The sequence below is a fragment of the Sphingomonas cannabina genome (genome assembly GCF_021391395.1).
Taxonomy (GTDB): Bacteria; Pseudomonadota; Alphaproteobacteria; order Sphingomonadales; family Sphingomonadaceae; genus Sphingomonas; species Sphingomonas cannabina.
On the sequence record NZ_CP090059.1, the window covers coordinates 3,146,824 to 3,171,259 of the forward strand.

The 24,436-nt window shown below is 67.9% G+C and carries 17 protein-coding genes; 8 read left to right on the forward strand and 9 right to left on the reverse strand.

Annotated elements, in window-relative coordinates; translation table 11 throughout:
* The first annotated feature begins 58 nt into the window (after window positions 1-58).
* The 4 genes from LZK98_RS14930 (at window position 59) to LZK98_RS14945 (ending at window position 3,708) form a co-directional block, all read left to right on the forward strand.
* The gene (locus LZK98_RS14930) at window positions 59-2,116 is read left to right on the forward strand and encodes a TonB-dependent receptor (protein WP_233783200.1); all 2,058 of its coding nucleotides are present in this window, start codon (window positions 59-61) and stop codon (window positions 2,114-2,116) included.
* Between the two features lie 5 nt (window positions 2,117-2,121).
* A complete protein-coding gene (locus LZK98_RS14935) occupies window positions 2,122-3,267 on the forward strand; it encodes a PepSY-associated TM helix domain-containing protein (RefSeq protein WP_233783202.1) in 1,146 nt (381 codons plus the stop codon).
* The gene (locus LZK98_RS14940; RefSeq protein ID WP_233783203.1) at window positions 3,264-3,455 is read left to right on the forward strand and encodes a hypothetical protein; all 192 of its coding nucleotides are present in this window, start codon (window positions 3,264-3,266) and stop codon (window positions 3,453-3,455) included. The genes LZK98_RS14935 and LZK98_RS14940 overlap by 4 nt, the downstream gene beginning before the upstream one ends.
* A 79-nt stretch (window positions 3,456-3,534) precedes the next feature.
* Window positions 3,535-3,708 carry a peptide ABC transporter permease gene (locus tag LZK98_RS14945; protein WP_233783205.1) on the forward strand — a complete coding sequence of 58 codons (174 nt, stop codon included), beginning with the start codon at window positions 3,535-3,537 and terminating at the stop codon, window positions 3,706-3,708.
* Window positions 3,709-3,748: 40 nt separating this feature from the next.
* Here the strand turns inward: LZK98_RS14945 and purT are convergent, their stop codons facing one another.
* A complete protein-coding gene (gene purT / locus LZK98_RS14950) occupies window positions 3,749-4,927 on the reverse strand; it encodes a formate-dependent phosphoribosylglycinamide formyltransferase (protein WP_233783207.1) in 1,179 nt (392 codons plus the stop codon).
* A gap of 83 nt (window positions 4,928-5,010) precedes the next feature.
* A complete protein-coding gene (locus LZK98_RS14955) occupies window positions 5,011-5,820 on the reverse strand; it encodes a Crp/Fnr family transcriptional regulator (protein ID WP_233783208.1) in 810 nt (269 codons plus the stop codon).
* A 344-nt stretch (window positions 5,821-6,164) separates the two neighbouring features.
* On the opposite strand from LZK98_RS14955, the gene pncB reads away from it, so the two are divergent.
* Both pncB and treF read left to right on the forward strand, forming a co-directional pair.
* Window positions 6,165-7,469: a nicotinate phosphoribosyltransferase gene (gene pncB / locus LZK98_RS14960; protein ID WP_233783210.1), complete on the forward strand. Its 1,305-nt coding sequence runs from the start codon at window positions 6,165-6,167 to the stop codon at window positions 7,467-7,469.
* A gap of 114 nt (window positions 7,470-7,583) precedes the next feature.
* Window positions 7,584-9,161 (forward strand): alpha,alpha-trehalase TreF, encoded by a 1,578-nt coding sequence (gene treF, locus LZK98_RS14965; RefSeq protein WP_233783212.1) that lies wholly within the window; start codon window positions 7,584-7,586, stop codon window positions 9,159-9,161.
* Window positions 9,162-9,170: 9 nt separating this feature from the next.
* Here treF and LZK98_RS14970 read toward each other — a convergent pair whose 3' ends face one another.
* From LZK98_RS14970 to LZK98_RS14980, 3 genes are all read right to left on the reverse strand, one after another.
* Window positions 9,171-10,589 (reverse strand): sulfatase-like hydrolase/transferase, encoded by a 1,419-nt coding sequence (locus LZK98_RS14970; RefSeq protein WP_233783214.1) that lies wholly within the window; start codon window positions 10,587-10,589, stop codon window positions 9,171-9,173.
* A gap of 60 nt (window positions 10,590-10,649) precedes the next feature.
* The gene (locus LZK98_RS14975) at window positions 10,650-13,091 is read right to left on the reverse strand and encodes a TonB-dependent receptor (RefSeq protein ID WP_233783216.1); all 2,442 of its coding nucleotides are present in this window, start codon (window positions 13,089-13,091) and stop codon (window positions 10,650-10,652) included.
* Window positions 13,092-13,226: 135 nt separating this feature from the next.
* Window positions 13,227-14,123: an ROK family protein gene (locus LZK98_RS14980; protein WP_233783218.1), complete on the reverse strand. Its 897-nt coding sequence runs from the start codon at window positions 14,121-14,123 to the stop codon at window positions 13,227-13,229.
* A gap of 371 nt (window positions 14,124-14,494) precedes the next feature.
* On the opposite strand from LZK98_RS14980, the gene LZK98_RS14985 reads away from it, so the two are divergent.
* Both LZK98_RS14985 and LZK98_RS14990 read left to right on the forward strand, forming a co-directional pair.
* Window positions 14,495-15,814 carry a sugar porter family MFS transporter gene (locus LZK98_RS14985; RefSeq protein ID WP_233783220.1) on the forward strand — a complete coding sequence of 440 codons (1,320 nt, stop codon included), beginning with the start codon at window positions 14,495-14,497 and terminating at the stop codon, window positions 15,812-15,814.
* A 92-nt stretch (window positions 15,815-15,906) separates the two neighbouring features.
* Window positions 15,907-17,127 (forward strand): ROK family transcriptional regulator, encoded by a 1,221-nt coding sequence (locus LZK98_RS14990; RefSeq protein WP_233783222.1) that lies wholly within the window; start codon window positions 15,907-15,909, stop codon window positions 17,125-17,127.
* A 95-nt stretch (window positions 17,128-17,222) separates the two neighbouring features.
* On the opposite strand, the gene LZK98_RS14995 is transcribed toward LZK98_RS14990, so the two are convergent.
* The 4 genes from LZK98_RS14995 to LZK98_RS15010 form a co-directional block, all read right to left on the reverse strand.
* Window positions 17,223-19,544, reverse strand: a complete 2,322-nt coding sequence (locus tag LZK98_RS14995) for a GH92 family glycosyl hydrolase (RefSeq protein WP_233783223.1) — start codon at window positions 19,542-19,544, stop codon at window positions 17,223-17,225.
* A 25-nt stretch (window positions 19,545-19,569) separates the two neighbouring features.
* Window positions 19,570-20,994, reverse strand: coding sequence for a glycoside hydrolase family 125 protein (locus LZK98_RS15000; protein WP_233786604.1), 1,425 nt, complete (start codon window positions 20,992-20,994; stop codon window positions 19,570-19,572).
* A gap of 17 nt (window positions 20,995-21,011) precedes the next feature.
* Window positions 21,012-23,291, reverse strand: coding sequence for a GH92 family glycosyl hydrolase (locus LZK98_RS15005; protein ID WP_406694214.1), 2,280 nt, complete (start codon window positions 23,289-23,291; stop codon window positions 21,012-21,014).
* Window positions 23,292-23,371: 80 nt separating this feature from the next.
* A complete protein-coding gene (locus tag LZK98_RS15010) occupies window positions 23,372-24,436 on the reverse strand; it encodes a glycoside hydrolase family 43 protein (RefSeq protein ID WP_233783225.1) in 1,065 nt (354 codons plus the stop codon).

Sequence of the window (24,436 nt, forward strand, 5' to 3'; positions counted from 1 at the left end):
GCGATTGCGTGTGCGAGTCACTCTCAATAAGAGCCCCTGACAATCAAAAAGGGGGCTGATGGTGATTCTGCGCGTGGCAATGCTGGCCGGGGCAAGTGTGTCCGTTCTCGCCGGATCGGCTCATGCGCAGCAGCTGGAGGACGCCGAGGACATCGTGGTGACTGGCGACCGCACCGACCGCACCTTGCGGCAGACCGCGTCGAGCGTCTCGGTCGCGACCGGGGCGGACGTCGACCGGATGGGCGGCGCCTACAGCACTGACGACGTGATCGGCCGCATCCCCAACGTCGTCACGGCGCGGCCGTCGAGCAGCGCGCCGGCGATCCGCGGCATCGACGGCACCGGACCGGCGGTGGGCGGCGACGCCTTCTTCGGCGGCACCCGCCCCCGCGTGAACTTCCAGGTCGACAACCGCACGTTGACCTTCAACGAGACCATCTATCTCGACGGCCTGTTGTGGGACATCCAGCAGATCGAGGTCTACCGCGGACCGCAATCGACGCTGCAGGGGCGTAACGCGATCGGCGGCGTCGTCGCGGTGAAGACGGTCGATCCCGGCTTCGCCTGGAGCGGCAAGGCACGCGCGGTGGTCGGCGAGGACCGGGTCCGCCAATATTCGGGCGCGCTAGGCGGCCCGATCGTGCCGGACGTGCTCGCCTTCCGCGTCGCGGCCGACTGGCGGACCGAGCGGTCGTTCGTCGACTTCGAGCCCTATACGGCCCGTCGCGAAGGAATCTCGACGGAGACCAGGGAGATCGACGATCCCGAGCGCAGCCGCTCGCTGATGCTGCGCGGCAAGCTGCTGTTCACGCCCTCGCCCGACGTGCGGGCGCTCATCACCGTCTCGCACACCGATGCCTATGCGCCCCAGGCGATGGACGTCCTCCGGCCGTTCGACCGGCATGAGGCGTCCTACCCGGCGATGCCGCGGTTCCGCACGCGCGCCGACGTGCTGGTCGCCGATACCGACTTCCGCATCGCCGACGGCCTGTCCTTCGCATTCCTCGGAACCGCGACCGATTTCCGCGTCCAGCGCCTCGCCGCGCTGAACGACGGCAATGCGCTGATCGACGGTCGCGAATATACCGCGGAGCCGCGGCTGCGCTTCGGCTCCGCGGAGGATCGCCTCTCCGGCTTCATCGCCGGGCTGGTCTATCGCACCCATCAGGACGAGGCGATCGACCTGTTCGCAGGCGGCATCTTCCACGACCGTACCCACACCAACGCGGTGTTCGGCGAACTGGTGTTCAAGGCGACGCCGAAGATCGACCTGACGCTCGGCGCCCGCTACGAGGCCGAGGAGCGCGACCGCATTGGCGGCGCGGGCATCTTCGCGATCGATTTCCATCGCACCTTCAAGGCTTTCCTGCCCCGCGCCACGGTAGCGGTGCGCGCGAGCGACAATGTCACGATCGGCGCGACGGTCGGGCGTGGCTACAACGCCGGCGGCGCCGGCTTCAGCTACGAGCCGCCGTTCCAGCCCTATGTCTACGACAAGGAGACGGTGACCAATTACGAAGGTTTCGTCCGCAGCACGCTGGCCGGCGGGCGTCTGGACCTGCGCGCGAACGTCTTCTTCAACGACTATCGCGGGCTGCAGCTGCCGTTCGATCTCAATCCGGACCCGGCGATCTTCTCCTACGTCATCCGCAATGCCGGGCGCGCCACCACCTACGGCGCGGAAGTGGAATCGCGCTACCGGGCGCTCGACGGCCTGACGCTGTTCGCCAACGCCGGCCTCCTCAAGACCAAGGTCAACCGCTACGACGACCCCGCGATCCAGGGGAACGAGCTGCCGCGCGCGCCAGCCTTCTCGCTCAACGCGGGGGTGCTGGCGCAGCCGGTCGCGCCGCTCGAGCTGTCGTTCGACATCCGCTACACTGACGCCTATTTCTCCGACGCGATCAACGACGCCCGCGGCAAGACCAGGCCCTACACCATCGCCAATGCGCAGATCGGCTGGCGGACCGGGCCGACGCGACTGTTCGTCGCGGCCTCCAACCTGTTCGACACCACCGACGTGGTGCGGCTGTCGCCGGGCTCGACCTATGCCCAGGACGTCGCGACCATCTCCCGCCCCCGCCGCGTGACCGCCGGCGTCGAGCTGGCCTTCTGACCGCCATGACCCGCAACGCCACCCGCCGCTGGTATCTGGTCCACAAATGGACCAGCATCGTCTGCACCGCCTTCCTGCTGATGTTCTGCATCACCGGGCTGCCGCTGATCTTCCATCACGAGATCGACGAGCTGACCCGCGCGCCCCAGCTCGCGCAGACAGCCGCCGGTAGGACGATCGACCTCGACCAAGTCACCCGCGACACGCTCGCCAAGCAGCCGCCCGGCTGGAAGATGCTGTTCCTGAGCTGGGACGACGAGAAGCCGCTGATCTACTCCGTCGTCGCCCCGTCGCTGAACGCGACGCAGGACCAGGCGAAGATCCTGCTCTACGACGCCCGCGACGGCCGGACGGTCGACGCGCCGCCGGTCAACGAAGGCGTGATGGCCTTCCTGCTCGAGCTCCACTCGCAGCTGCTGCTCGGCATCCCCGGCCAGCTGTTCCTCGGCCTGATCGGCGTGGTCTTCCTCGTCGCGGTGGTGTCGGGCGTGGTCGTCTACGCTCCCTTCATGCGCAAGCTCGCTTTCGGCACGGTCCGCAAGGACCGCAGCCGCCGCCTCAAGTGGCTCGACACGCACAACATGGTCGGGATCGTCACGCTCGGCTGGGTGAGCGTGGTCGGCCTCACCGGCTTCATCATCACCATGACCACGCCGATCACCGCGATCTGGCAGATGGACGAGCTCGCCGAGCTGGCGGCGCCCTACAAGGACGCTGCGGTTCCGACCCGGCTTGCGTCGGTCAACGGCGCGGTGGCCACTGCGAAGGCGGCGGTCCCTGAAGGTAGGGTCAGCTTCGTCGCCTGGCCGGGCACGCAGTTCAGCACCAAGCATCACTATATGGTCGCCTTCGCCGGCAACACGCCGCTCACCGAACGGCTGATCAAGCCGGCGATGGTCGATGCCGAGAGCGGCAGGCTCAGCGATGTGCGCGAGATGCCCTGGTACGTCCAGGCGCTGTTCCTGTCGGTGCCGCTCCATTTCGGCGACTATGGCGGGATGCCGCTCAAGATCATCTGGGCGCTGCTCGACATCGCCGCGATCGTGGTGCTGGTGACCGGCCTCTACCTGTGGCTCGGCCGGCGGCGCGTGCCGATCGAGAAGCGGATCAACGAGCTGACCAGCGGCGGCGTGATGGAGCCGGCGGAATGAAGGCGGACCGCAGCCGGAGCAACTGGCGGATCTTCCGCTGGCCGCTGCTGATCGCGGCGGTGAGCCTGGTCGGCCTTCTCTCTGCGCTGGTCGGCGACGGCGGATACGATCTTCTGTCCTGGCTGACGCTCGGATCGACGCTGGTGGTGATGGCTATCGCCTGGCGCGGGCGCGTCCGGTCCCGCTGACGGCCCCCTCGATCTGAACCGACCTGCTGCCGGAACGTTGATCGCGCGGGGGCTGACGCCAACCGCACGGAGCGATCCGATGCCGACGGAGCCCGAAGAGAAGCCGGTCCATATCTCCGCCGAGGATGCGCGCGGCGGCGAGATCATCCTCAGGAGCCGCGCCCGGCGCGCGGTCTTCCTTGCCGGATTGGTCGGCATGGTGGTGCTCGCGATCCTGCTCGTGCTCGCCGGCGTCGCGCATTGGCGCGGCTGAGACACTCGGATGGAAGCGCTGGAGCGGCGGAAACGATCGTTCAGGCGATCTCGCCGGCCGGCAGCAGCCTCACCTTCGCTGCCGCCTCGCCCGCGACGCGGCGGGCTTCGCCGATACCCTCCGCCAGCGCCAGCGCCACGCCCATGCGCCGGTGCGGACGCATCGTCGGCTTGGCGAAGATACGCACGTCCACCTCGCCGCCCGGCACGGCCAGCGCGTCGGCCAATCCCTCGACGACATAGTCGCTCGCATCCTGCTCCGCCAGGATGACCGCCGAGGCGGAAGGGCCGCGCAGCCGCACCTCCGGAACCGGCAGACCCAGCACGGCGCGCGCATGCAGGTCGAACTCGCTGAGGTTCTGCGAGATCAGCGTCACCATGCCGGTATCGTGCGGACGCGGCGACAGCTCGGAGAAGATCACCTCCTCCCCCCGCACGAAGAACTCGACGCCGAAGATGCCGTAGCCGCCGAGATCATCGACCACCTTGCGCGCCATCTCCTGCGCCGCCGCCAGCGCGCCGGCCGACATCGCCGCCGGCTGCCACGATTCCTGATAGTCGCCGCGCTCCTGGCGATGTCCGATCGGCGGGCAGAAGCTGACGCCTTCGCGGCTGCGGACGGTGAGCAGCGTGATCTCGTAATCGAAGTCGACGAACTCCTCGACGATCACCCGCCGCCGGTCGCCGCGCATGTTGGCGACGGCATAGTCCCACGCGGCCGCGAGATCCTCCTCACGCCGCACCGTCGTCTGCCCCTTGCCGGACGAGGACATCACCGGCTTGATCACGCAAGGGAGACCGGTATGCGCCGCGCCCGCCCGTACCTCGTCCAGGCTCTCGGCATAGCGATAGCGCGAGGTGGTGAGCCCCAGCTCGGCCGCGGCGACCTCGCGGATGCGGTCACGGTTCATGGTCATGACCGTCGCACGCGCCGAGGGCACCACGTTCAGGCCGCGCTCCTCGACCTCCGCCAGCACCTCGGTACGGATCGCCTCCAGCTCGGGAACGATGAAATCGGGCCGATGGCGGTCGATCGCGACGCGCAGCAGCTCGGGATCGAGCATCGAGAACACCTCGGCCTCGTCCGCCACCTGCATCGCCGGGGCGCCGGCATAGCTGTCGCAGGCGACGACATAGCAGCCGAGCCGCTTTGCGGAGATGACGAACTCCTTGCCGAGCTCGCCCGACCCCAACAGCATCAGCTTCGCCGTGAACGCCATCGCACGCTTTCCCCTGACGGATGAATCAAGGGCCCCGTTTGCGATCATCGGCGCGCGCTGTCGAGCGTTCGATACCCCGGCCGTCAGAAGATCGGCACGCGATGCCCCACCATCTCGGCCAGCGCGGCCGGCTGGTGCAGCGTCGCCATGCTGTTGCCGATCGTCACCACCCCCTCGCGCCGGAGCGCCTGGAGCGTGCGGTTCACATGGACGCTGGTCAGCCCCATCGCGTCCGCCATCAGTTCCTGGGTGAGCGGCATCGGGAAACTGCCTCCGCGGGCGACGCCGGCTGGCTCGAGCCGCTCGTACAGCTCCAGCAGGAAGTCCGCGATCCGCTCGTAGGCGGTAAGGCGCCCCAGCCGCATGATCTGCGCGAGCATATAATGATCGTCGAGCGTGCGGCTGAGGTCATAGGCGGCCGCCAGGCCGGAGTCGGGATCGAGTTCCTCCTGACGCGGAAGGTGACAAATCGCTACATCCGTCAGCGCGACGATCGTGCTGAGCGCGACCGGCTGATGTCCGCGCCCGATCCCCATCAGGTCGCCGGGCAGCAGCAGGCTCAGAAGCTGCCGCCGCCCGTTCGAGAGCGTGCGCATCCGCGCGGCCCAGCCGGACAGGATGAGCAGCGGTCGCGCGATGGGATCACCCTCCCGCATCAGCTCCGACCGGGCCTTGACCCTGCGTTGCGTGCGCTCGGCCATGAAAGCGATGCGGATCAGCTCGGCCTCGTCGAGAGAGGTCAGCGTCGCCAGTCGCCGGAGACCCGGACTCACCTCCTTGCGATGAGCGGATTGCGTTTCGGGGGACCGGGTGACGGCCTGCTCCGCCATCTCGCGGCCGGTATCACCATCCAAGGTCGCCATGTCGGGATTGCGCTCGTGCAGGATCTCCATACCGACCTCCTCCTCCTCCGGCTGAAGAGGGGCCGATCACGTTCCACCACCATGCGGCGGCATGCGGCCGAACTCGTCGGATGAATATTCCGTCGAACAAGGGGAGTGATCCTGGCCGGTTCGCCGGCCGGGGCATCCTCCCTGTTGTCCACCGTAGAAGAACCCCTGCGCGGCCCAAGAGTTTCCGACGTCGGTGGATTGATCGCGACAGCGGCACCGGCTGTCCCCGATAATGTCCGCGCGCTACCTCCTTGGGATTATCGGCCTTTAACCCACCGCACGGATCAATGCTTGCAGCGGGCATAGGAGCGCAGGCAGATGTCCCTTGTTCTTGGGAGGGGCACATGGCCGTCACCGACATCGCGACCCGCACCTACAACCACGGCTTCCGCCTCGACCCGATCGTCCGCAGCCTGCTCGACACCGATTTCTACAAATTCCTGATGTTGCAGATGATCCGGCACCTGCATCCGGATGTGCAGGCGACCTTCTCGCTCATCAACCGCACCAGGTCGGTCCGGCTCGCCGAGGTGATCGACGAACGCGAGCTGCGCGAGCAGCTCGACCATGCGCGCACCGTGCGCTTCACCAACAAGGAGCTGATCTGGCTCGCCGGCAACAGCTTCTACGGCCGCCAGCAGATGTTCGCGCCCGACTTCATCGCCTGGCTGCGCGACTTCCGCCTGCCCGACTATGAGCTGCGTGCGGTCGACGGCCAGTATGAGCTGACCTTCGACGGCCCCTGGACGCATACGACCATGTGGGAGATTCCCGCGCTCGCCATCGTCAACGAGCTCAGGTCGCGCGCGGCGATGCGCGGCAAGGGCCGTTTCGCGCTCGACGTGCTCTACGCCCGTGCCAAGGCGAAGCTGTGGGACAAGGTCGAGCGGCTGCGCCAGCTTTCCGACCTCATGCTCTCCGACTTCGGCACGCGGCGGCGGCATGGCTTCCTCTGGCAGCGCTGGTGCGTCGAGGCGCTGAAGGAAGGGCTCGGCGAGCGCTTCATCGGCACCTCCAACGTGCTGCTGGCGATGGACAACGACCTGGAGGCGATCGGCACCAACGCCCATGAGCTGCCGATGGTGCTCGCCGCGCTGGCCGAGGACGATGCCGGCGTCGCGGCGGCGCCCTATCGCGTGCTGGAGGAATGGCAGGCGCATTATTCCGGCAACCTGCGCGTGGTGCTGCCCGACGCGTTCGGTACCGCCGCCTTCCTGCGCGATGCGCCGGACTGGGTAGCCGACTGGACCGGCTTCCGCCCCGACAGCCTGCCGCCGATCGAGGCGGGCGAGCAGATCATCGCCTGGTGGCAGGCGCGCGGCCGCGATCCGCGCGAGAAGCTGCTGATCTTCTCCGACGGGATGGACGTCGACACGATCGAGGCGACCTGGCGCCATTTCCACGGTCGCGTCCGGATGAGCTTCGGCTGGGGCACCAACCTCACCAACGACTTCCGCGGCTGCGATCCCGACGGCGCCGCGGAACTGGAACCGATCTCGCTGGTGGCGAAGGTGACGCGGGCGAACGGCCGGCCGGCGGTGAAGCTTTCCGACAATCCCGCCAAGGCTACCGGTGATCCGGACGAGATTCGGCGCTATCTGAGGATCTTCGGCGAGGAAGGCAGGACGGAAGTCGGCGTCCGGGTCTAGAGTCAGTGAACTCGTGCTCCTGCGAAAGCAGGAGCTCTGGATCGCGGAGGCCTCGCTCGCGGCCAGGGCTCCTGCCTTCGCAGGAGCACACCGACAGACGAAGGGAGGACAGTCATGTTCAGGCAATGGTCGAAAGGCGCGGCGCTGGCCTGCGCGCTGTGGTTCGCCACCGCCACCCCCGCGCAGCAAGCCGCGCCGCAATCGCCGGCCGAGCTCTACGGCGACCTGTTCGCCGCGGTGCAGATGCAGCGCCTCTTCCCTGACGGCAAGACTTTCGTCGACGCCGTGCCGAAGCGCGACCCCAAGGCGATCGTCGCCGCCTATTCCCAGGCGCGCCCGAACGGCAAGGAGGCGCTGCGCCGCTTCGTGCTGGACAATTTCACCGTTCCCGGCGTCAACGACCACGGCCCGAGCGACGTGCGCGCGCACGTCCGCAGGCTCTGGCCGACGCTGGTGCGCCAGCCCGAGCCGGTGCCGCCGGGTAGCTCGGCGCTGCCGATGCCCGAGCCCTATGTCGTCCCCGGCGGCCGCTTCCGCGAAATGTATTATTGGGACAGCTATTTCACGATGGTCGGCCTGGCCGTCGACGGGCAGCAGCCGCTGGTCGAATCGATGCTCGCCGACTTCACCGACACGATCGAGCGCTACGGCCATATCCCCAACGGGATGCGCACTTATTATCTCAGCCGATCGCAGCCGCCCTTCTACGCGCTGATGCTCGACCTCTCGAAGAGCGAGGACCCGGCGCTCGCCAGGCGGCGACTGGCGGCGCTTCGGCGCGAGCATGATTTCTGGATGAAAGGCACGAGTTGCCTCGACAGGACCGGCGTCTGCGCGCGCGTGGTGCGGATGCCGGACGGCTCGCTGCTCAACCGCTACTGGGACGACAAGGACACCCCCCGCGACGAATCCTATGCCGAGGACGTCGCCACCGCCCGCGCGAGCGGCCGTCCGGCGGGCGAGGTCTACCGCCACCTGCGGGCCGCCGCGGAGAGCGGCTGGGACTTCAGCGCGCGTTGGCTCCCGGCCCCCAGGACGCTGGCGACGATCCGCACCGCCGACATCGTGCCGGTCGACCTCAACAGCCTGATGTTCGCGATGGAGGAGCGGATCGCTGACCGCTGCCGCGCCCTCGCCGACATCGCCTGCGCCACCGACTTCGCCGCCCAGGCCAAGCGTCGCAAGGCGGCGATCGACCGCTATCTCTGGGTCGCGCGCGAGGGCCGCTACGCCGACTGGGACCGGATCGCACGCAAGCCGACCTCCGTGGTTTCCGCGGCGACGCTCTATCCGCTGTTCGTCGGCGCCGCCTCGCCCGACCAGGCGTCGGCGGTGGCGCAGACCGTCAGCCGCGTGTTGCTGGCGCCGGGCGGGCTGCGCACCACGCCGGTCCGCACCGGCCAGCAATGGGATGCGCCCAACGGCTGGGCGCCGCTGCAATGGGTCGCGATCGCCGGGCTCGATCGCTACGGCCAGAAGGACCTCGCGCGCGAGATCTCGAAGCGCTGGATGCACACCGTCGCGCTCACCTACGGCGAGACCGGCAAGATGCTCGAGAAATACGACGTCGAGGAGCATCGCGCCGGCGGCGGCGGCGAATATCCGACGCAGGACGGCTTCGGCTGGACCAACGGCATCGCGAGCGCGATCCTGGAGCGCTACCCGGACCTGGCGAACGCTCCGGCGAGCTGATCGAACCGCCTATGCGCCATGCTCCATGTGCGCATAGGGATCGGTCTGCCCGGCAAGCCACGGATCGCGCGTCGCCGCGCGCATCGCCCGCAGCCGCTCGCGCAGGTCGGAAAGCACGCCGGCATAGGCCGGATCGGCGGCGACGTTGGTCAGCTCGTCGGGATCGCGCCCGAGATCGTAGAGCTCCTCCGCCGGCCGCTTGAGATAGGCCGCCTGGGTCCGCTTGCCGAGCCGGATCGACGGATCGGCGCTGATCGCCTTCCAGCTCGGCGATCCGGCGACGTCGCCCGCGATCGGATAGTCCAGCGGTGAAGCGAGGTTGAGGATATAGCTGTGCGTGCGCGTGCGGATCGCGCGCATCGGATAATATTGGTTGATCTCGTGGAAGTCGTGGCTGGCGAACACCGCGTCGCGCCCCTCCCCGCCCCGCTGCCCGAGCAGCGGCAGCAATGACCGGCCCGACAGCGGGTATTTCGGCCCTGCCACACCGGTGAACTCGAGAACGGTCGGCGCGATGTCGACCCAGCTCACCATCGCGTCGTTGACGCTGGCCCGCTGGCCCGGCGCGCGGATGATCAGCGGCAGATGGAGACCGGGATCGTAGAGATTGGTCTTGGCGCCCGGGAACGGCCGGCCGTTGTCGCTGAGGAAGATCACCAGCGTGTCCTTCGCCCGCCCGCTCGCCTCCAGCTCGGCCAGGATCATGCCGACGCCCACGTCGAGGCGGCTCAGCGATTCATAATATTCGGCAAGGTCCTGTCGCACCGCGGGAATGTCCGGCAGATGCGACGGGATCAGTACGCGCCTCGGATCGTAGCGCGCCGGTTTGACTCCCGGCCAGCGGCGGTCGTTGCCGTAATCGGCCGCCGCGCGATGCGGATCGCTGTAGCCGACCGTGACAAAGAACGGCCGGTCGTTGGTGGACCGGATGAAGCTTCCTGCCGCCACCGCCAGCTCACGCACGTCGCGGATGCCCGATCGCTCGGGCACCAGCTCGACCTCATAGGGAAAGGCGCTGTCGGGCCCGACATGCTTCTTGCCGACCAGCGCGACCGCATGGCCCGCACGCCGCAGCAGCGACGGCAGCGTCTCGATCCCGTCGAGCAGCGACTGGTGGTGCACGTCGTGCTGCAGCCCATACATGCCGTTCTGGTGCGTGTAGAGGCCGGTATTGATGACAGCCCGGCTGGGGCTGCACGAGGAGACGGCGGCATAGCCTTGGGTAAATCGCGTCCCCTCCCGCGCCAGCCGGTCGATCCGCGGCGTGCGGATCGGCACGCCATAACAGCCGAGATCGAGCCCCTGGTCGTCCGAGATGAGCAGCAGCACGTTGCGCTGCCGCCCCGCCGGCGCCGCCCTTAGCGCCGGTGCCAGCGCGGTCCCGGCGGCCAGGGTGGCGGTGCGGCGGAGCAGCGTGCGGCGGTCCATGGCCCCTCGCGGGTTACGCGAAAAGGAAACGGGCGCCGGAACCCGGCACCCGCTCCACGATCAGAACTTCACCGCCGCGCTGAACCGGAATGACCGGCCCAGGATCGGCCGCGCCAGGATCGGTCCCTCGCCCTGCGAGCCGATGACGCGCGGGTTGCCCTCGGTCAGGCCGATCTCGTCGGTCAGGTTGTTGCCGGTGACCTGCAGCCGTATCCGATCGTTGACGTCGACCGACACGCCGGCATCGAGCTGATAGAAGTGCGGCAGCAGCTGCTCGTTCTCCGGGTCGGAGAATCGGTCGCCGGTATATTGCAGCGTCGCGAAGATCGACGGCTTGAAGCCGCCGATGTCGACCTCATAGGCCGGCGTCACGCGCCACGCCCAGCGCGGCTGGCGCTGCACGCGGTTGCCAGTGTTGTCGATCGTGCCGCCACCCGTGAAGAAATCCTCATAGGTGCCGTGGAGGTAGGTCGCCGCCCCCGACAGGGTGAAGCCCCGGAACGGCCGGAGCGCGCCCTCCAATTCGACGCCGGTCGCCTTGGCACCGCCGACTTGGCTGAGCGGCACATTGTCGACGAGCTGCGTGCTCGCCAGCCCGTCGAACTTGTTGTGGAACACCGTCGCATAGAGGTTGAGCCACGGCATCGAGACCTTGATCCCGCCCTCGTAGGTGTCGACCTTGGCGGTGATCGTCAGGCCGTCACGCAGATTGTCGAACTGCGGGAAGCTGTTGCCACGGCTGTAGCGCGCGAAGACGCCGATCTGGCTCGTGATGTCGTAGTTGGCGCCGACCGTCCAGGACCAGGCCGAGTCCGAATAGTCGATCGGGCGCGGGGCACCGAACACCGAGACGGCATTGTCGTAGAGCGTGTTCGGATCGCCATCGAGATTGACGGTGGCGGCAGCGGGTGTGCGGATCATCCCGTCGACCTTGTGCTGCTGCCAGCGCACGCCGCCATCGACGCGCAGCTCCGGCGTGATCTGGAACTCGTCGACCGCATAGAAGGCATAGTCGTTGCCCTCATACTGCCCGTCGACAATGAAGCCCTGCCCGCTCGTGAACCCGTTGAAGGTCGCGGTCTGCAGCGCGCCGGCCGCGTTGGTCAGCGTCATGTTGAGCAGCCGTGCATTGGGCTCGCCCGTCAGCAGCACCTGGTTGCCGAGCGCCCAACGGTCACGCGAGGTGTAGTTGGCGTAGTAGAAGCCGCCCGTCAGCTTGTTCTTGCCGGCGGACCATTCGAAGCCGGTATCGGCGACGAAGGAGGATATCTTCTTGCGCACCTCCCACACGCCGGCACGCATCACCGGCGTCGTCGCCGCGAGCGCCCCGCCGCCGTTGACGTAGCTGAGGCTCGAGAGCGTCGCACCGTCGCCGCCGAGCAGCTCCGCCATGTCCGAAGCGGCGATCGGCGCCTCGGTCGGCACCAGCCCGACGGTATCGGCATGGCCGCCGAGATAGCTGGCGCGCTCGCGGAAGCGGAAGCCGTCGGCGATCTCATAGTCGAAGTTGACGCCGGTGTTGATCACCTTGGCGCCGCGCCCGTCGGCGAGGTCGACGGTGCGGCCCGCGAGGTTGGTGGTAACCCGCGTCTCGCGCCCCGGCAGCGCGCCGGTGCCGGCGTCGAAGCCCGGATAGGCGTGGATGTCGCCATCCTGGTCCTGGACGATCGGGATCGGCAGCAGCCACTGGCCGCGGTCGTTGAGGTAGCGCGCATAGACCTCGACCGAACCGCGGTTGCCGAAGTCGTGGTGGATGTTGCCGGTGATCTGCCCGCCCTTCTCGGCGCGGAACTGCGGATCGCGGATGCCGTTGCCCTGGGCGTAGAAGCCGCCGACCATGAAGCCGGTATCTTCGTCGAGCGGCCCCGAGATCCAGGCGTCTCCTCGAATCTCGTCGTAATCGGTGTAGGAAATCTTGCCGAGCCCGTGGAAGTTGCTGCCGCCGGTGCGCTGGACGACGTTGACGGTGAGGCCCGGCTGCCCGTTCGAGAACAGCGATCCCGTACCGCCGCGCACCGCCTCGACCCGCTCGACCGTCTCGTCGAGCCGGACGAGCTGCGAATTCTCGAGGAACGACAGCGTCGGCGGCGGGAAGATCGGCACGCCTTCCACCTGAAAGGTGACGAACTGCGCGTCGCCGCCCGATGGATAGCCGCGCACGAAGATGTTGGCGCCGTTCTGGCCGCCCGAGCTCTCCGCCATCACGCCCGGGATGGTGCGCAGCAGGTCGGCAGTGCTATTGGGCGCCGCCTGGGCGATCGCATCGGCGTTGAGCGTGGTCAGGGCGAACGCAGCATCTTGCCGCCGCGTGCCGCCACCGGCGGTACCGACGACGATGATATCCTCGCCCGTCTCCTCGGGTACGGCAGCAGCCGGTTCGGTCTGCTGCGGCTGTGCGGCAGTCGCCGCGTCCTGCGCCTGGGCCGGTACGGCCATCGCGAACAGCGACAACGGCGCGGCACTGCCGGCGAGCAGCGCGACGAATTGGGTCTTCCTGGTCATGGGGTCTCCTCCCTGCGATGTCCGGCGCTCTGTGACGCCGTTACGCCCCTAGTTAGTTTCGCCCTGCCACCTTTCAACGGTGGCGGCGGCGAACTGCACGAATCGCCGGACCGCGGATTTGTTCCCGCCGGGCGATTACCCGCAGGCGCCCGCCGCCAGGGCGATCGAACCGAGCGGCCCCGCCGAGGCTCCCAATCGGGGAGCGACGATATAGTCGGACGGCGGAAGCTCCATATAGCCGTTGATGCTCCTGCGCAGCGCCGCCTCGATCCGCTCGAGCAGATGGGGCTGGCCCGACACCACGCCGCCGCCGATCGCAATGCGATGCGGTCCGGTCGCGCAGACGAGCGCGTGGCACATAGTAGCAAGCACATCGACGATCGGCTCCCACACCGGATCGTTAGGCGTGAGATCGGCGACCGCGCGCCCCTCGAGCCGCGCCACCAGCGCCGAGCCCGAGGCGAGCCCTTCGACGCAATCGTCGTGGAACTGGCAGGCGCTGGGGAGGTGATCCGTCGGCAGCCGCGGCACGCGGATATGGCCGATCTCGCTATGTCCGATGCCGCGCGTCGGCCGCCCGTGCACGATCAGCCCGACTCCGACCCCGGTGCCGACCGTCACATAGGCGAAGTCGTCGAGGCCCTGCGCGCACCCCCAGCGAATCTCGGCCAGCGCGGCGCCGTTGACGTCGGTATCGAACCCCACCGGCACGGCAAAGGGCGCGGACAGGACGCCGCGCACGTCGGTGCCGGGCCAGCCGGGCTTGTTGGTCGCGAGGATCTGCCCGTGACGCGGCGAGGCCGGATTCAGCTCGAGCGGACCGAAGGAGGCGATGCCGAGCGCGCGAAAGCCATGTGAGTCCTCCCATTCGTGCAGCGCCGCCAGGATCGCCGGCAGCGTCTTGTCAGGGGTGGTCGTCGCGATCGTGCGCTGGTCGATGATCGCGTCGGGCCCATGCGCCAGCGTGCAGATGCATTTCGTCCCGCCGAGCTCGATCCCCGCCAGCGGCAGCTCGTCCGCGCCGACGCTCATGCGCAATCCTCGAAACGCAGAGCAGCCTTGCCGTCCGGCGAACATGGATCAAGGATTGCGCACGGCAACACGGCGCCGGGGACGATTATCATGGCAGCTTGCTTTCGACTGGAACGGAAGGCGGCGGAGGGACGATCGCGCCGATCATGGGAATGAGCGCCAGGCGGAACCGGATCGGCGTCCTCGGCACGAGACAGGAGCATCGAACCATACGAAGGCTTCCCCCTCTCCCTTGCCAGACGCCTGCTCGTGTCCCGAGCGGGTCCGAGCGCGCCCGGAGCCGCTTGTGCAGCGCATCGGCTCGATTAATACTTCAATTTGCATAATTCAACGATCGATGCCGGTCGGTCAAACAGGAGGGGGATCAAGGCATGGCGACTAGGAGCTTGAATCCAAATGCGGTCGTGGCGGCGGCGCTCGGCGGCCTGCTGTTCGGCTTCGACACCGCGGTGATCGCAGGCGTGACCGACGCATTGCGGCATTCCTTCGGCCTCTCGCCGGTCGCGCTGGGGAGCGCCGTCTCGGCGGCGCTGGTGGGCACGCTGATCGGCGCGCTCGGCACCGGGGCGCCGGGCGACCGCTACGGCAGCCGCACCATGTTGTTGTGGGTGGCGATCGCCTATGTCGTCTCGGCGGTCGGCTCGGCGGCGAGCGGCGGACTGGCGATGCTGATCGGCTTCCGCTTCATCGGCGGCCTCGCGATCGGCGGTTCCTCGGTGCTGGCGCCGGTCTATATCGCAGAGATCAGCCCGGCCGAGCGTCGCGGGCTGCTGGTCGGATCGTTTCAGCTCAGCATCGTGGCCGGCATCCTCGCGGCCTATGTCAGCAATTTCCTGATCGGCCGGGTCATCGACGGCGAACTCGCCTGGCGCCTCAAGCTCGGCGTGGCGGCGCTGCCCGCGCTGCTGTTCCTGGCGATGCTGCTGCGGATTCCGCAAAGCCCGCGGTGGCTCGTGCAAAAGGGGCGGGAGGCCGAGGCGCGCGAGGCGATCCGGCAGCTCTCGATGGGCGATCCCGACCGGCTGATCGCACAGTTCCGCGCCGGCGAGGACCAGGGCAGCGGCGCGCGTCTCGACTGGCGCCGGCACCACAAGCCGATCCTGCTCGCGGTCGCGATCGCGCTGTTCAACCAGCTCTCCGGGATCAACGCGATCCTCTATTATCTCGGCGACATCTTCGCCGCCGCCGGCTTCAGCGGCCTGTCGGCGGACCTGCAGTCGGTGGCGATCGGCGTCGCCAACCTGGTCGCGACCTTGGTCGGCATGGCGGTGATCGACCGGATCGGACGCAAGCCGCTGCTGCTGACCGGCGCGGCGGGGACGGCGGCGGCGCTGGCCGCGGTGGCGGCGATCTATACCAGCGGCACGGGCCAGGTCTGGCTGCTGCCGGCGCTGATCGTCTTCATCCTGTTCTTCGCCATCTCGCAGGGCGCGGTGATCTGGGTCTATCTGTCGGAGATCTTCCCGACCGCCGTCCGCGCCCGCGGCCAGGCGATCGGCAGCGCGACCCATTGGGGCATGAACGCGCTGATCGCCTTCGGCTTCCCCGTGGTCGCGCAGCACATGCAGGCGCTGCCCTTCTGGTTCTTCGCCGCCGCGATGGTGGTGCAATTCATCGTCGTATGGCGCTATTTCCCCGAAACCCGCGGCATATCGCTGGAAACGATGGAAGAGGCGGTGGAGGGTTCGTGATAGCGATAGCAAGGAAAACATGCGATGCACGCCGCAACGATTGAACCGGACAGCCCAGACGTGATCGCAGCCACCATCCGCGGAACCGCCGCATGACGCCCCCGTCCCGCGCCCGCCCGCGCCTGTCCGGCACCAACCTCGAGCGTGCCGCCGACCATAACCAGCGCGTGACGCTGCATGCGATCCGGGTGTGCGGCTCGCTGACCCGGGTGGAGCTCGCCGGCATCACCGGCCTCACCGCGCCGGCCATCGCCAACATCACTCGCCGCCTGCTCGACGACGGACTGATCGAGGAAGCCGGCCAGCGCCGCGGCGGACGCGGCCAGCCTCCGACAAAACTCGTGATCCGAAGGGACGCCTGCTACTCGATCGGCGTCAACATCGACCGCGACCATATCACCGTCGTGCTGGTCGATTTTTCGGGCCACACCCTGGCCCGGGTGTCGGAGGAGGTGAGCTTCGCCCTCCCCGACCACGTCCGCTCGCTCTATCGCCGCTCGATCAAGAAGATGCTGCGCCAGGCCGGCGTCGAGATCGGCAAAGTGGTGGGGCTCGGCGTCGCGGTGCCCGACGATCTGGGCTCGGTCGACCTGCCCGGCCGCCCGGCCGCCTATGCCGCCTGGGAAGGGATCGACATGGCCGATCTCTTCGCCGAACCCTTCGACCTTCCCGTCTTCACCGAGAACGACGCCGCCGCCGCCGCGATGGGCGAGATGCAGCTCGGCCTCGGACAGAAGTACAACAGCTTCTTCTACATCCTGATCTCGTCCGGCCTCGGCGGCGGTCTCGTCGTCGACGGCGCCTATGTCCGCGGCGCGGACGGGCGCAGCGGCGAGCTCGGCTTCATGCGCGCGCCCGGCAGCAACGGCCACGGCGAGCAGATTCAGGCGCTGGTGTCGCTCTCCGGCCTCGCCCGCCATCTCGAGGGCCAGGGCCTCGCGCTGGCCGATGCGATGGGCAAGCCCTCCGCCGATGCACGGGTGAATGCGTGCGTTACGGAATGGATCGAGCGCGCCGCGCGGCAGCTGACCGTACCGCTCGACGCGGTGAACTGCCTGATCAATCCGGCGGTGGTGCTGATGGGCGGCCGCCTCCCCAGCCATCTGCTCGAGCAGCTCGCCGAGCGGACCAATGCGCTGATGCGGGAGGAGACGAACCTGTTCCCCGCGATCGCCCCCGTCGCGCGCGCGGCACTCTCCGAGGACGCCCCCGCGGTCGGCGCGGCGATCCTGCCGTTCAGCCACTTCCTGCTGCCCAAGCCCGGCGCGCTGTGGAAAGCATCGGGAGCGGGCGTCGCGGATTACGCGGCGTAGCAAATCCCGTCATCCTGGCGAAAGTCGGGATCTCACGCAGTTGCAGGACCGTAAGCCGCACGAGATCCCGGCTTCCGCCGGGATGACGGCGTTCCTCAGGCCGCCCCTCGCCCGAACGACGGCGGCCGATCCTTCTTCGCCGCGCCGAACTTCGAAGGGCGCGCTCCCATCTCGAACACCAGCTCACCACCCTTGATCAGCTCGGCATGGGCGATCCAGTTGCGGGTCCACGGCTTGCCGTTCCAGCGCACCGACTGGACATAGGGCCGGTCCGGCGCATTGCCCGGCGCGCGGACGCGCAGCGTCTTGCCCTCGCCGACCTCGACCTCCGCCTCATCGAACAGCGGCGAGCCGAACACATAGACCGCGCTCACCGGATCGACCGGATAGAAGCCGAGCGCGCTCAGCACGAACCAGGCGCTCATCTGCCCGCAGTCGTCATTGCCGATCACGCCGTCGGGATCGTCCTTGTACATCTCGACCAGCAGGCGGCGCACCATCGCCTGCGTCTTCCACGGCGCGCCGGCATAGGCGTAGAGATAGGCGGCGTGCTGATCCGGCTCGTTGCCGTGGGCATACTGGCCGACCAGGCCAGAGATGTCCGGCGGCGCATTCTTGGGCAGCGTCGAGGGCGCGGTGAAGAAGGCGTCGAGCTTCTTCTCGAACACGGCGTCGCCACCAAAATGCTCGATCAGCCCATAGATGTCGTGCTGGTTGAGGAAGGTCGCCTGCCAGCCGTTCGCCTCGGTATAGTCACGGTGCTTCTCCGGATCATGGCCGAGCTGGATCGGGTCGTAATCCTTCCACCAGCTCCCATCGCTGAAACGCGGGCGCGCGAAGCCGATCTTCGGGTCGATGACGTTGCGGTAGTTGCGGCTGCGCTTGCGCAGCGCCGCGGCGTCCTCCTTCGCCCCCGCCGCCTCGGCGAGCGCCGCCATCGCCCAGTCGTCATAGGCATATTCCTGGGTGCGGCTGACCGACTCCCAGATCTTGTCCGCCGGGATGTAGCCGAGATCGTAGTAGAAGCTCCGCCCCAGCGTGCTGTCGATGTCGGTCATCGTGCGGTCGAACGCCCGGCGGCGGATCACCGGCCAGGCCGATGCATAGTCGGCCTTGATCCCCTTCGCATAGGCCTCGGCGAGCACCACCACCGCGTGCCAGCCGATCATCGTGCCCGTCTCGACGCCCTGCAGCGGCCACACCGGCGGGCCATAGGGGCTTTCGCGCGTCTGGCGGACGAGGTCGCGGGTCAGCATCTCGGCGCGCTCGGGCCGTACCAGCGTCAGCAGCGGATGCAGCGCGCGATAGGTGTCCCACAGCGAATAGGTGCTGAAGGCAGGCTCGCCCTCGGGCGCCTGATGCACCTGCCGGTCGAGACCGACATAGCGGCCGTCGCGATCGGTGAAGAGGGTCGGCGCGAGGAAGGAATGATAGAGCGCGCTCGCCATGATCGTGCGCTGCGCCTCGGTGCCGCCGGAAACGCGCACGCTGCCGATCTCCTTAGCCCAGGCGCGGGCAGCCGCGGCGCGGGCGCCGTCGAAGTCCCATCCCGGCGCCTCCGCCGCCAGCGCCGCGCGGGCGCCGTCGACGTCGATCGCGGAGATACCAGTCTTGATCAGGATCGGCTCGCCGCCGGCGTCGTCGAAGAACAGAGCGACCTTGAGGCGGTTGCCGGCAACCTTCGTCGTGCCCTCGGGCGAAGGCGAAGTCCCGTCGGCAAAGAACTGCACCCGATCGGGCTTGCGCGACAGCTTCATCGCGAAATGGATGCGGCGTCCCTTGGCCCAGCGGTGCACGCGCCGGCTGCCGGTCAGCGTGCCGTCGGGATCGAGCGCGAGCGACGCCTCGTCGACCAGCGTCCCCTTGTCCCACCGGTCGATGATCATATGGGCGAAGTCGATCAGGATATGCCCCGGCCCCTGCGGGAAGCGATAGCGATGGAGCCCGGTCCGCTCGGTCACCGTCAGCTCGGCCAGCACCCCCGATTCCAGCCGCACGCGATAATAGCCGGGTTCGGCGTGCTCCTCGGAGAAGCGCTGACGATAACCCGCGTCGGGATTGTCGAGCGGCCCGGGCTCGAGCTGGAGCGGCCCGCGCGTCGGCACCACCAGCACGTCGAGCATGTCGCCGATGCCGGTGCCCGACAGATGGGTGTGCGAGAAGCCCATGATCGAGCCGTCATCGCTGTGATAGCCCGAGCAGGCGTCCCAGCGCGCATTGTCGGTATCGGGCCCGAGCTGGGCCATGCCGAACGGCAGCGACGGCCCGGGAAAGGTATGGCCATGCCCACCGGTACCGATGAACAGGTTCGGCCTCCCCGCCGCCGGCGCCTGCGCCCAGCTGCGGGCGGGCAGCGCCGCACCGAGCACGGCCAGCCCGGTGCCGGACAGCAGCTGGCGGCGGTTGGCGGTGATCATCGAAGTGTCTCCGTGTTTCAAAGTCTTACAACCGCTCGGCGAGCAGTGCGGGCCGGCGCTTCGACAGATCGATGATCAGGTCCCCGAACAGCCCGTTCGCCCAGGCGAACCAGCTCCGCGTGAACTTCGCCGGATCGTCCTTGTGGAAGGATTCATGCATGAAACCAGTGCCGCCGTGCGTGGTCTTGAGCCAGCGCAGGCATTTCACGATCTCGGCATCGTCGTCGCTGAGGAGCGCGCGGGTGATGATCGACATCGGCCAGATCATGTCCATGCCGACATGTGGCCCGCCGATCCCCTCGGCCGCGCTGCCGGCGAAGAAATAGGGATTGCGTGGACTCCAGGCGAGCGCCGCCGTCCGGCGGTAGAGCGGGTCGTTGCGCTCGGCCGCCCCGAGCAGCGGCAGGCCCGACAGGCTCGGCACGTTGGCGTCGTCCATGAAGATGGCGTTGCCGTAGCCGTCGACCTCGAACGCCCAGACCTCGCCGCCCTGCCCGTCCGGCATCTTGCCGTACGTGTCGAGCGCCTGGCGGACCTCGTCCGCCAGCGCCTCGCACTGGCTGGCCGCCGCATCGTCGCCGCGCGCCTCACGCAGCACCTTGGCGAGCATCCCGAGCGCCGACACCGCGAACAGGTTCGACGGAATCAGGAACGGATAGACGCACGCGTCGTCCGAGGGCCGGAAGCCCGAGTGGATCAATCCGACCTTGCGCGTCGGCGCGCCATAACCGCCGAACATCAGCGTCTCGGTCGGCGACTTGTCGACCCGCTGGAAATGATAGGAGCCTGGCCCTTCCTTGCGCTGCTGTTCCCGCAGCGTCGCGACCGCCTGCGCCATCCCGCGTGCCCACAATTCGTCGAACGGCGCCTTGTCGCGCGTCGCCGTCCAATAGGCGTGCGCGAGCCGCATCGGATAGCAGAGCGAATCGATCTCCCACTTCCGCTCCGCGACCCCGGGCTTCATGTCGGTGGCGTCGGTCCGCGCCGGCAGGCTCGAGAGCGCAGCAGGATCATGCATGAAGGCGTTGGCGTAGGGATCGATCAGGATGCAGCGCGCCTGCCGCTGCAGCACGCCGTGGAACAGCTTCCGCAGCTCCGCATCCTTCGGAGTCAGATGGACATAGGTCTGCAGCTGCGCCGAGCTGTCGCGCAGCCACATCGCGTCGATGTCGCCGGTGATGACGAAGGTATCGGGCTTGCCGTCGACCTCGCCCAGCTGGACGGTGGTGTCGAGCGTGTTTGGATAGCAATTCTCGAACAACCAGGCGAGCTCCGGGTCGGCGATCTTGCGCTTCACATGGGCGATCTCCGCCTCGACCGCGCGGCTGGTGAAGTGCCGCGCGCTCTTGGGCGGCCGCTTGGTGACCAGCGCCTCCGCGGCCCTCGCCGGCAGCGCCGACGCCATCGCCAGCGCACCTGCGCCCGCCATCACCTCGCGGCGCGTGAACATCGTCATCTCCCCTTCTCTCACTTCGCCGCCGGCGCGCTCATCGAGAAGGGCGCGCTGGCCTTACCGCTCGCCCATTGCCTGTTGGGCGTCGGCCCCATCACGAACCGCAGCGTGCCGCCTTGCTGGAGCGCCGCGCGGTCGAGCCACGCCTTGTCGTGCGCTTTGCCGTTGAAGCTGACCGACTGGATGTAGACGTTCTTGGCGCCGTTGTTCTCCGCCTCGATCGTCAGCACCTTGCCGCCCGGCATGGTGAGCCGGACCGAGCGGAACAGCGGGCTGCCGATCGCATATTGGCCCACCGCCGGCGTCACAGGGTAGAAGCCGAGCGCCGAGAACACGTACCAGGCCGAGGTCTGACCATTGTCCTCGTCGCCCGGATAGCCGTCGGGCGCCGCCGAATAGAGCCGCCTCATCACGTCGCGGACGTGATACTGCGCCTTCCACGGCGCGCCGGCCCAGTCGTAGAGATAGATCATGTGCTGGATCGGTTGGTTGCCATGGGCGTACTGGCCCATGTTGACGATCTGCATCTCGCGGATCTCGTGGATCACCTGGCCGTAGTAGCTCTCGTCGAACACCGGCGGCATGGTGAAGATCGAATCGAGCCGGTCGACGAACGGCTTGTCCCCGCCCATCAGGTCGATGAGCCCCTGGACGTCCTGCATCACCGACCAGCTGTAGTGGGTCGAGTTGCCCTCGGTGAACGCATCGCCCCATTTGAACGGGTTGAACGGCGTCGCCCAGGACCCGTCCTGGTTGCGCCCGCGCATCCAGCCCGACTGCGCGTCGTAGAGCTTGCGATAGTTCTGCGCCCGGCTGGCATAGAGCTTCGCATCCTCGGTCTTGCCCAGCGCTTCGGCGAGCCGCGAGATGGCGAAGTCCGCCGTCGCATATTCGAGCGTCCGCGCGGCATTCTCCTTGATGCCGACGTCATAGGGCACATAGCCGAGCCGGTTGTAGTACTCGACGCCCTCGCGCCCGACCGCATGGACGACCTCGCCCCGCTCGTCCTTCGGCCGCCCCTCGGAGGTGGTCGCGTTCTTGACCATCGCCTCGTACAGCGTCTCCACGTCGAACCCGCGCACGCCGTTGATGTACGCGTCGGCGATCAGCGAAGCCGAGTTCGACCCGATCATCACGTCGCGATGGCCGGGGCTCGCCCATTCCGGCAGCCAACCCGATTCCTTGTAGGTATTGACCAGCCCTTGCATGATCTGGCCGTCGAGCTCGGGATACATGAGCGCGAACCATGGAAATACCGCGCGCCACGTGTCCCAGAAGCCGTTGTCGGTGAACATGTAGCCGGGGTGCACCTGCCCGTCGTAGGGGCTGTAGTGAACCACCTGCCCCTTGGCGTCGAACTCGTAGAAACGCCGCGGGAACAGCAGCATCCGGTACAGCGCCGAATAGAAGGTCCGCCGGTTGTCGAGGTCGGGATCGCTCACCTGGATCCGGGCGAATTCCTTCTCCCAAATCGCTTTGGCTTTGGCCTCGGTTGCCTCGAAGCTGTCCTTGCCGACCTCGCTCGTCAGATTCCGCTCGGCCTGCTCCAGACTGATGAAGGACGACGCGACCTTCACCCCCACCTGCTCGCCGTCGCGCGTCTTGAAGCTGACGACCGCGCCGACATGCCCGCCTTCACGGGAAAGATCGGCGGCGAGCTGGTAATTGTCGTCCCAGGTGCGGCTGACGGTGAAGTCGCGGTCGAACTGGGCGACGAAATAATTACGGAAGTTCTTGGGCACCCCGCCGCTGTTGTTGCGGACATAGCCGGTGATCCGCCGCCGCGCCGGATCGATCGTCACCATCGACCCGCCATCATAGCCGTCGAGGATGATGTGCGCGTCGTCGCTCTTGGGAAAGGTGAAGCGGAACTGCGCAGCGCGGTCGGTCGGCGCGACCTCCGCGGTCACGTCATAGTCGGCGAGATAGACCTTGTACTTGTACGGCCGCGCCTCCTCGGCCTTGTGGCTGTACCAGCTCGCGCGCTCCTCCTGCTTGAGCTTGAGCGGTCCCGTCTCCGCGAACAGCGCGAAGGCGCCGTAGTCGTTCATCCATGGGCTCGGCTGGTGGGTCTGCTTGATGCCGTTGATCTTCTCGGCGTCATAGGTGTAGCCCCAGCCGCTCCCCAGCTTGCCGGTCACCGGCGTCCAGAAGTTCATGCCGAACGGCACGGCGACCGCCGGATAGGTATTGCCGTAGGACAGGGTGTAGCTGGAATCGGTTCCCATCAGCGGATTGGCGAGGTCGACCAGCGCCTCGTCCGGCGCGGTCTGCGCGATGGCCGCGCCCGTCAGCGGCAACGGCGCGCACAGGCTCGTCGTCACCAGCACCGCAATCGCGCCGCGAAGCGCCCCGCCCAGACCCCTGTTCAAGATCACTCTCCTCCTGTTCGCGCGTGGCCGATCGGCCGCGGCGTCACGCCCTCATTGGTCATCACCACCGGCCGGATCGTCCCGTCCGGATTGAAGATCATCCGGTCGACCGCGAGCTGGCGATGCTCACCGATATCGTCGCCAAGCGGCCGGCGGTGATAGGCGATGTACCAGTCGTCGGTGCCGGGCACGTTGACCACCGAATGATGCCCCGCCCCGCGCGCGATGCGAAAGTCCTGTTGCAGGATCTTGCCCATCGGCTTGAACGGCCCGAGCGGGCTCGGCCCCATGGCATAGGCGACGCTGTAGTCGGGCCCGGTCCAGCCGCCCTCCGACCACATCAGATAATAGACGCCCTTGCGCTTGATCACGAACGAGCCCTCGACATAGCCGGGCGGCGTGATCTCCTTGTAGGTCGTGCCGTCGGCGAACGGCACCACCGAACGCAGGTCGTCGCTCAGGCGCACGACGTTGCAGTGGCTCCAGCCGCCGTAATAGAGATAGACCTGTCCGTCATCGTCGCGGAACACGAACGGGTCGATCGGCTGCGCGCCGCTGTGGAAGGCACCGATCAGCGGCTTGCCGAGCGCATCCTTGAACGGCCCTTCCGGCCGGTCGCTGACGGCGAGGCCGATGCCGCCCTGCTCCTGGTCGCTCTGGATGTCGTTGGCGCCGAAGAACATGTAGTAGCGCCCCTTCACCTCGATCACCGAGGGCGCCCACACCGCATAGGCCGCCCAGGCGACGGTCTCGGTGCTGAGCACGCGGCGATGCCTGGTCCAGTGGACGAGGTCAGGCGAGGAGAAGGCGTCGAAATAGGTCTGCTTGACGTAGGACGGCCGGACGGTCCGCCGCTTGCGCGCCTGCGCCTGCTCCGCCGAGAATCGCGGGCTCGCCTCCGGTGGGTCGGAATCGTCCGACAGGGTCGGATAGATCCAGTAGCGGCCGGCGAACACCCGGATCTCCGGATCGGCATACCAGCCGGGCACGATCGGGTTCTCGGCGAATGCCCATCCCGACAGCCCCAGCGCCGCTGCCGCCGCGATGCCGGCGAGACTCTTTCTCAT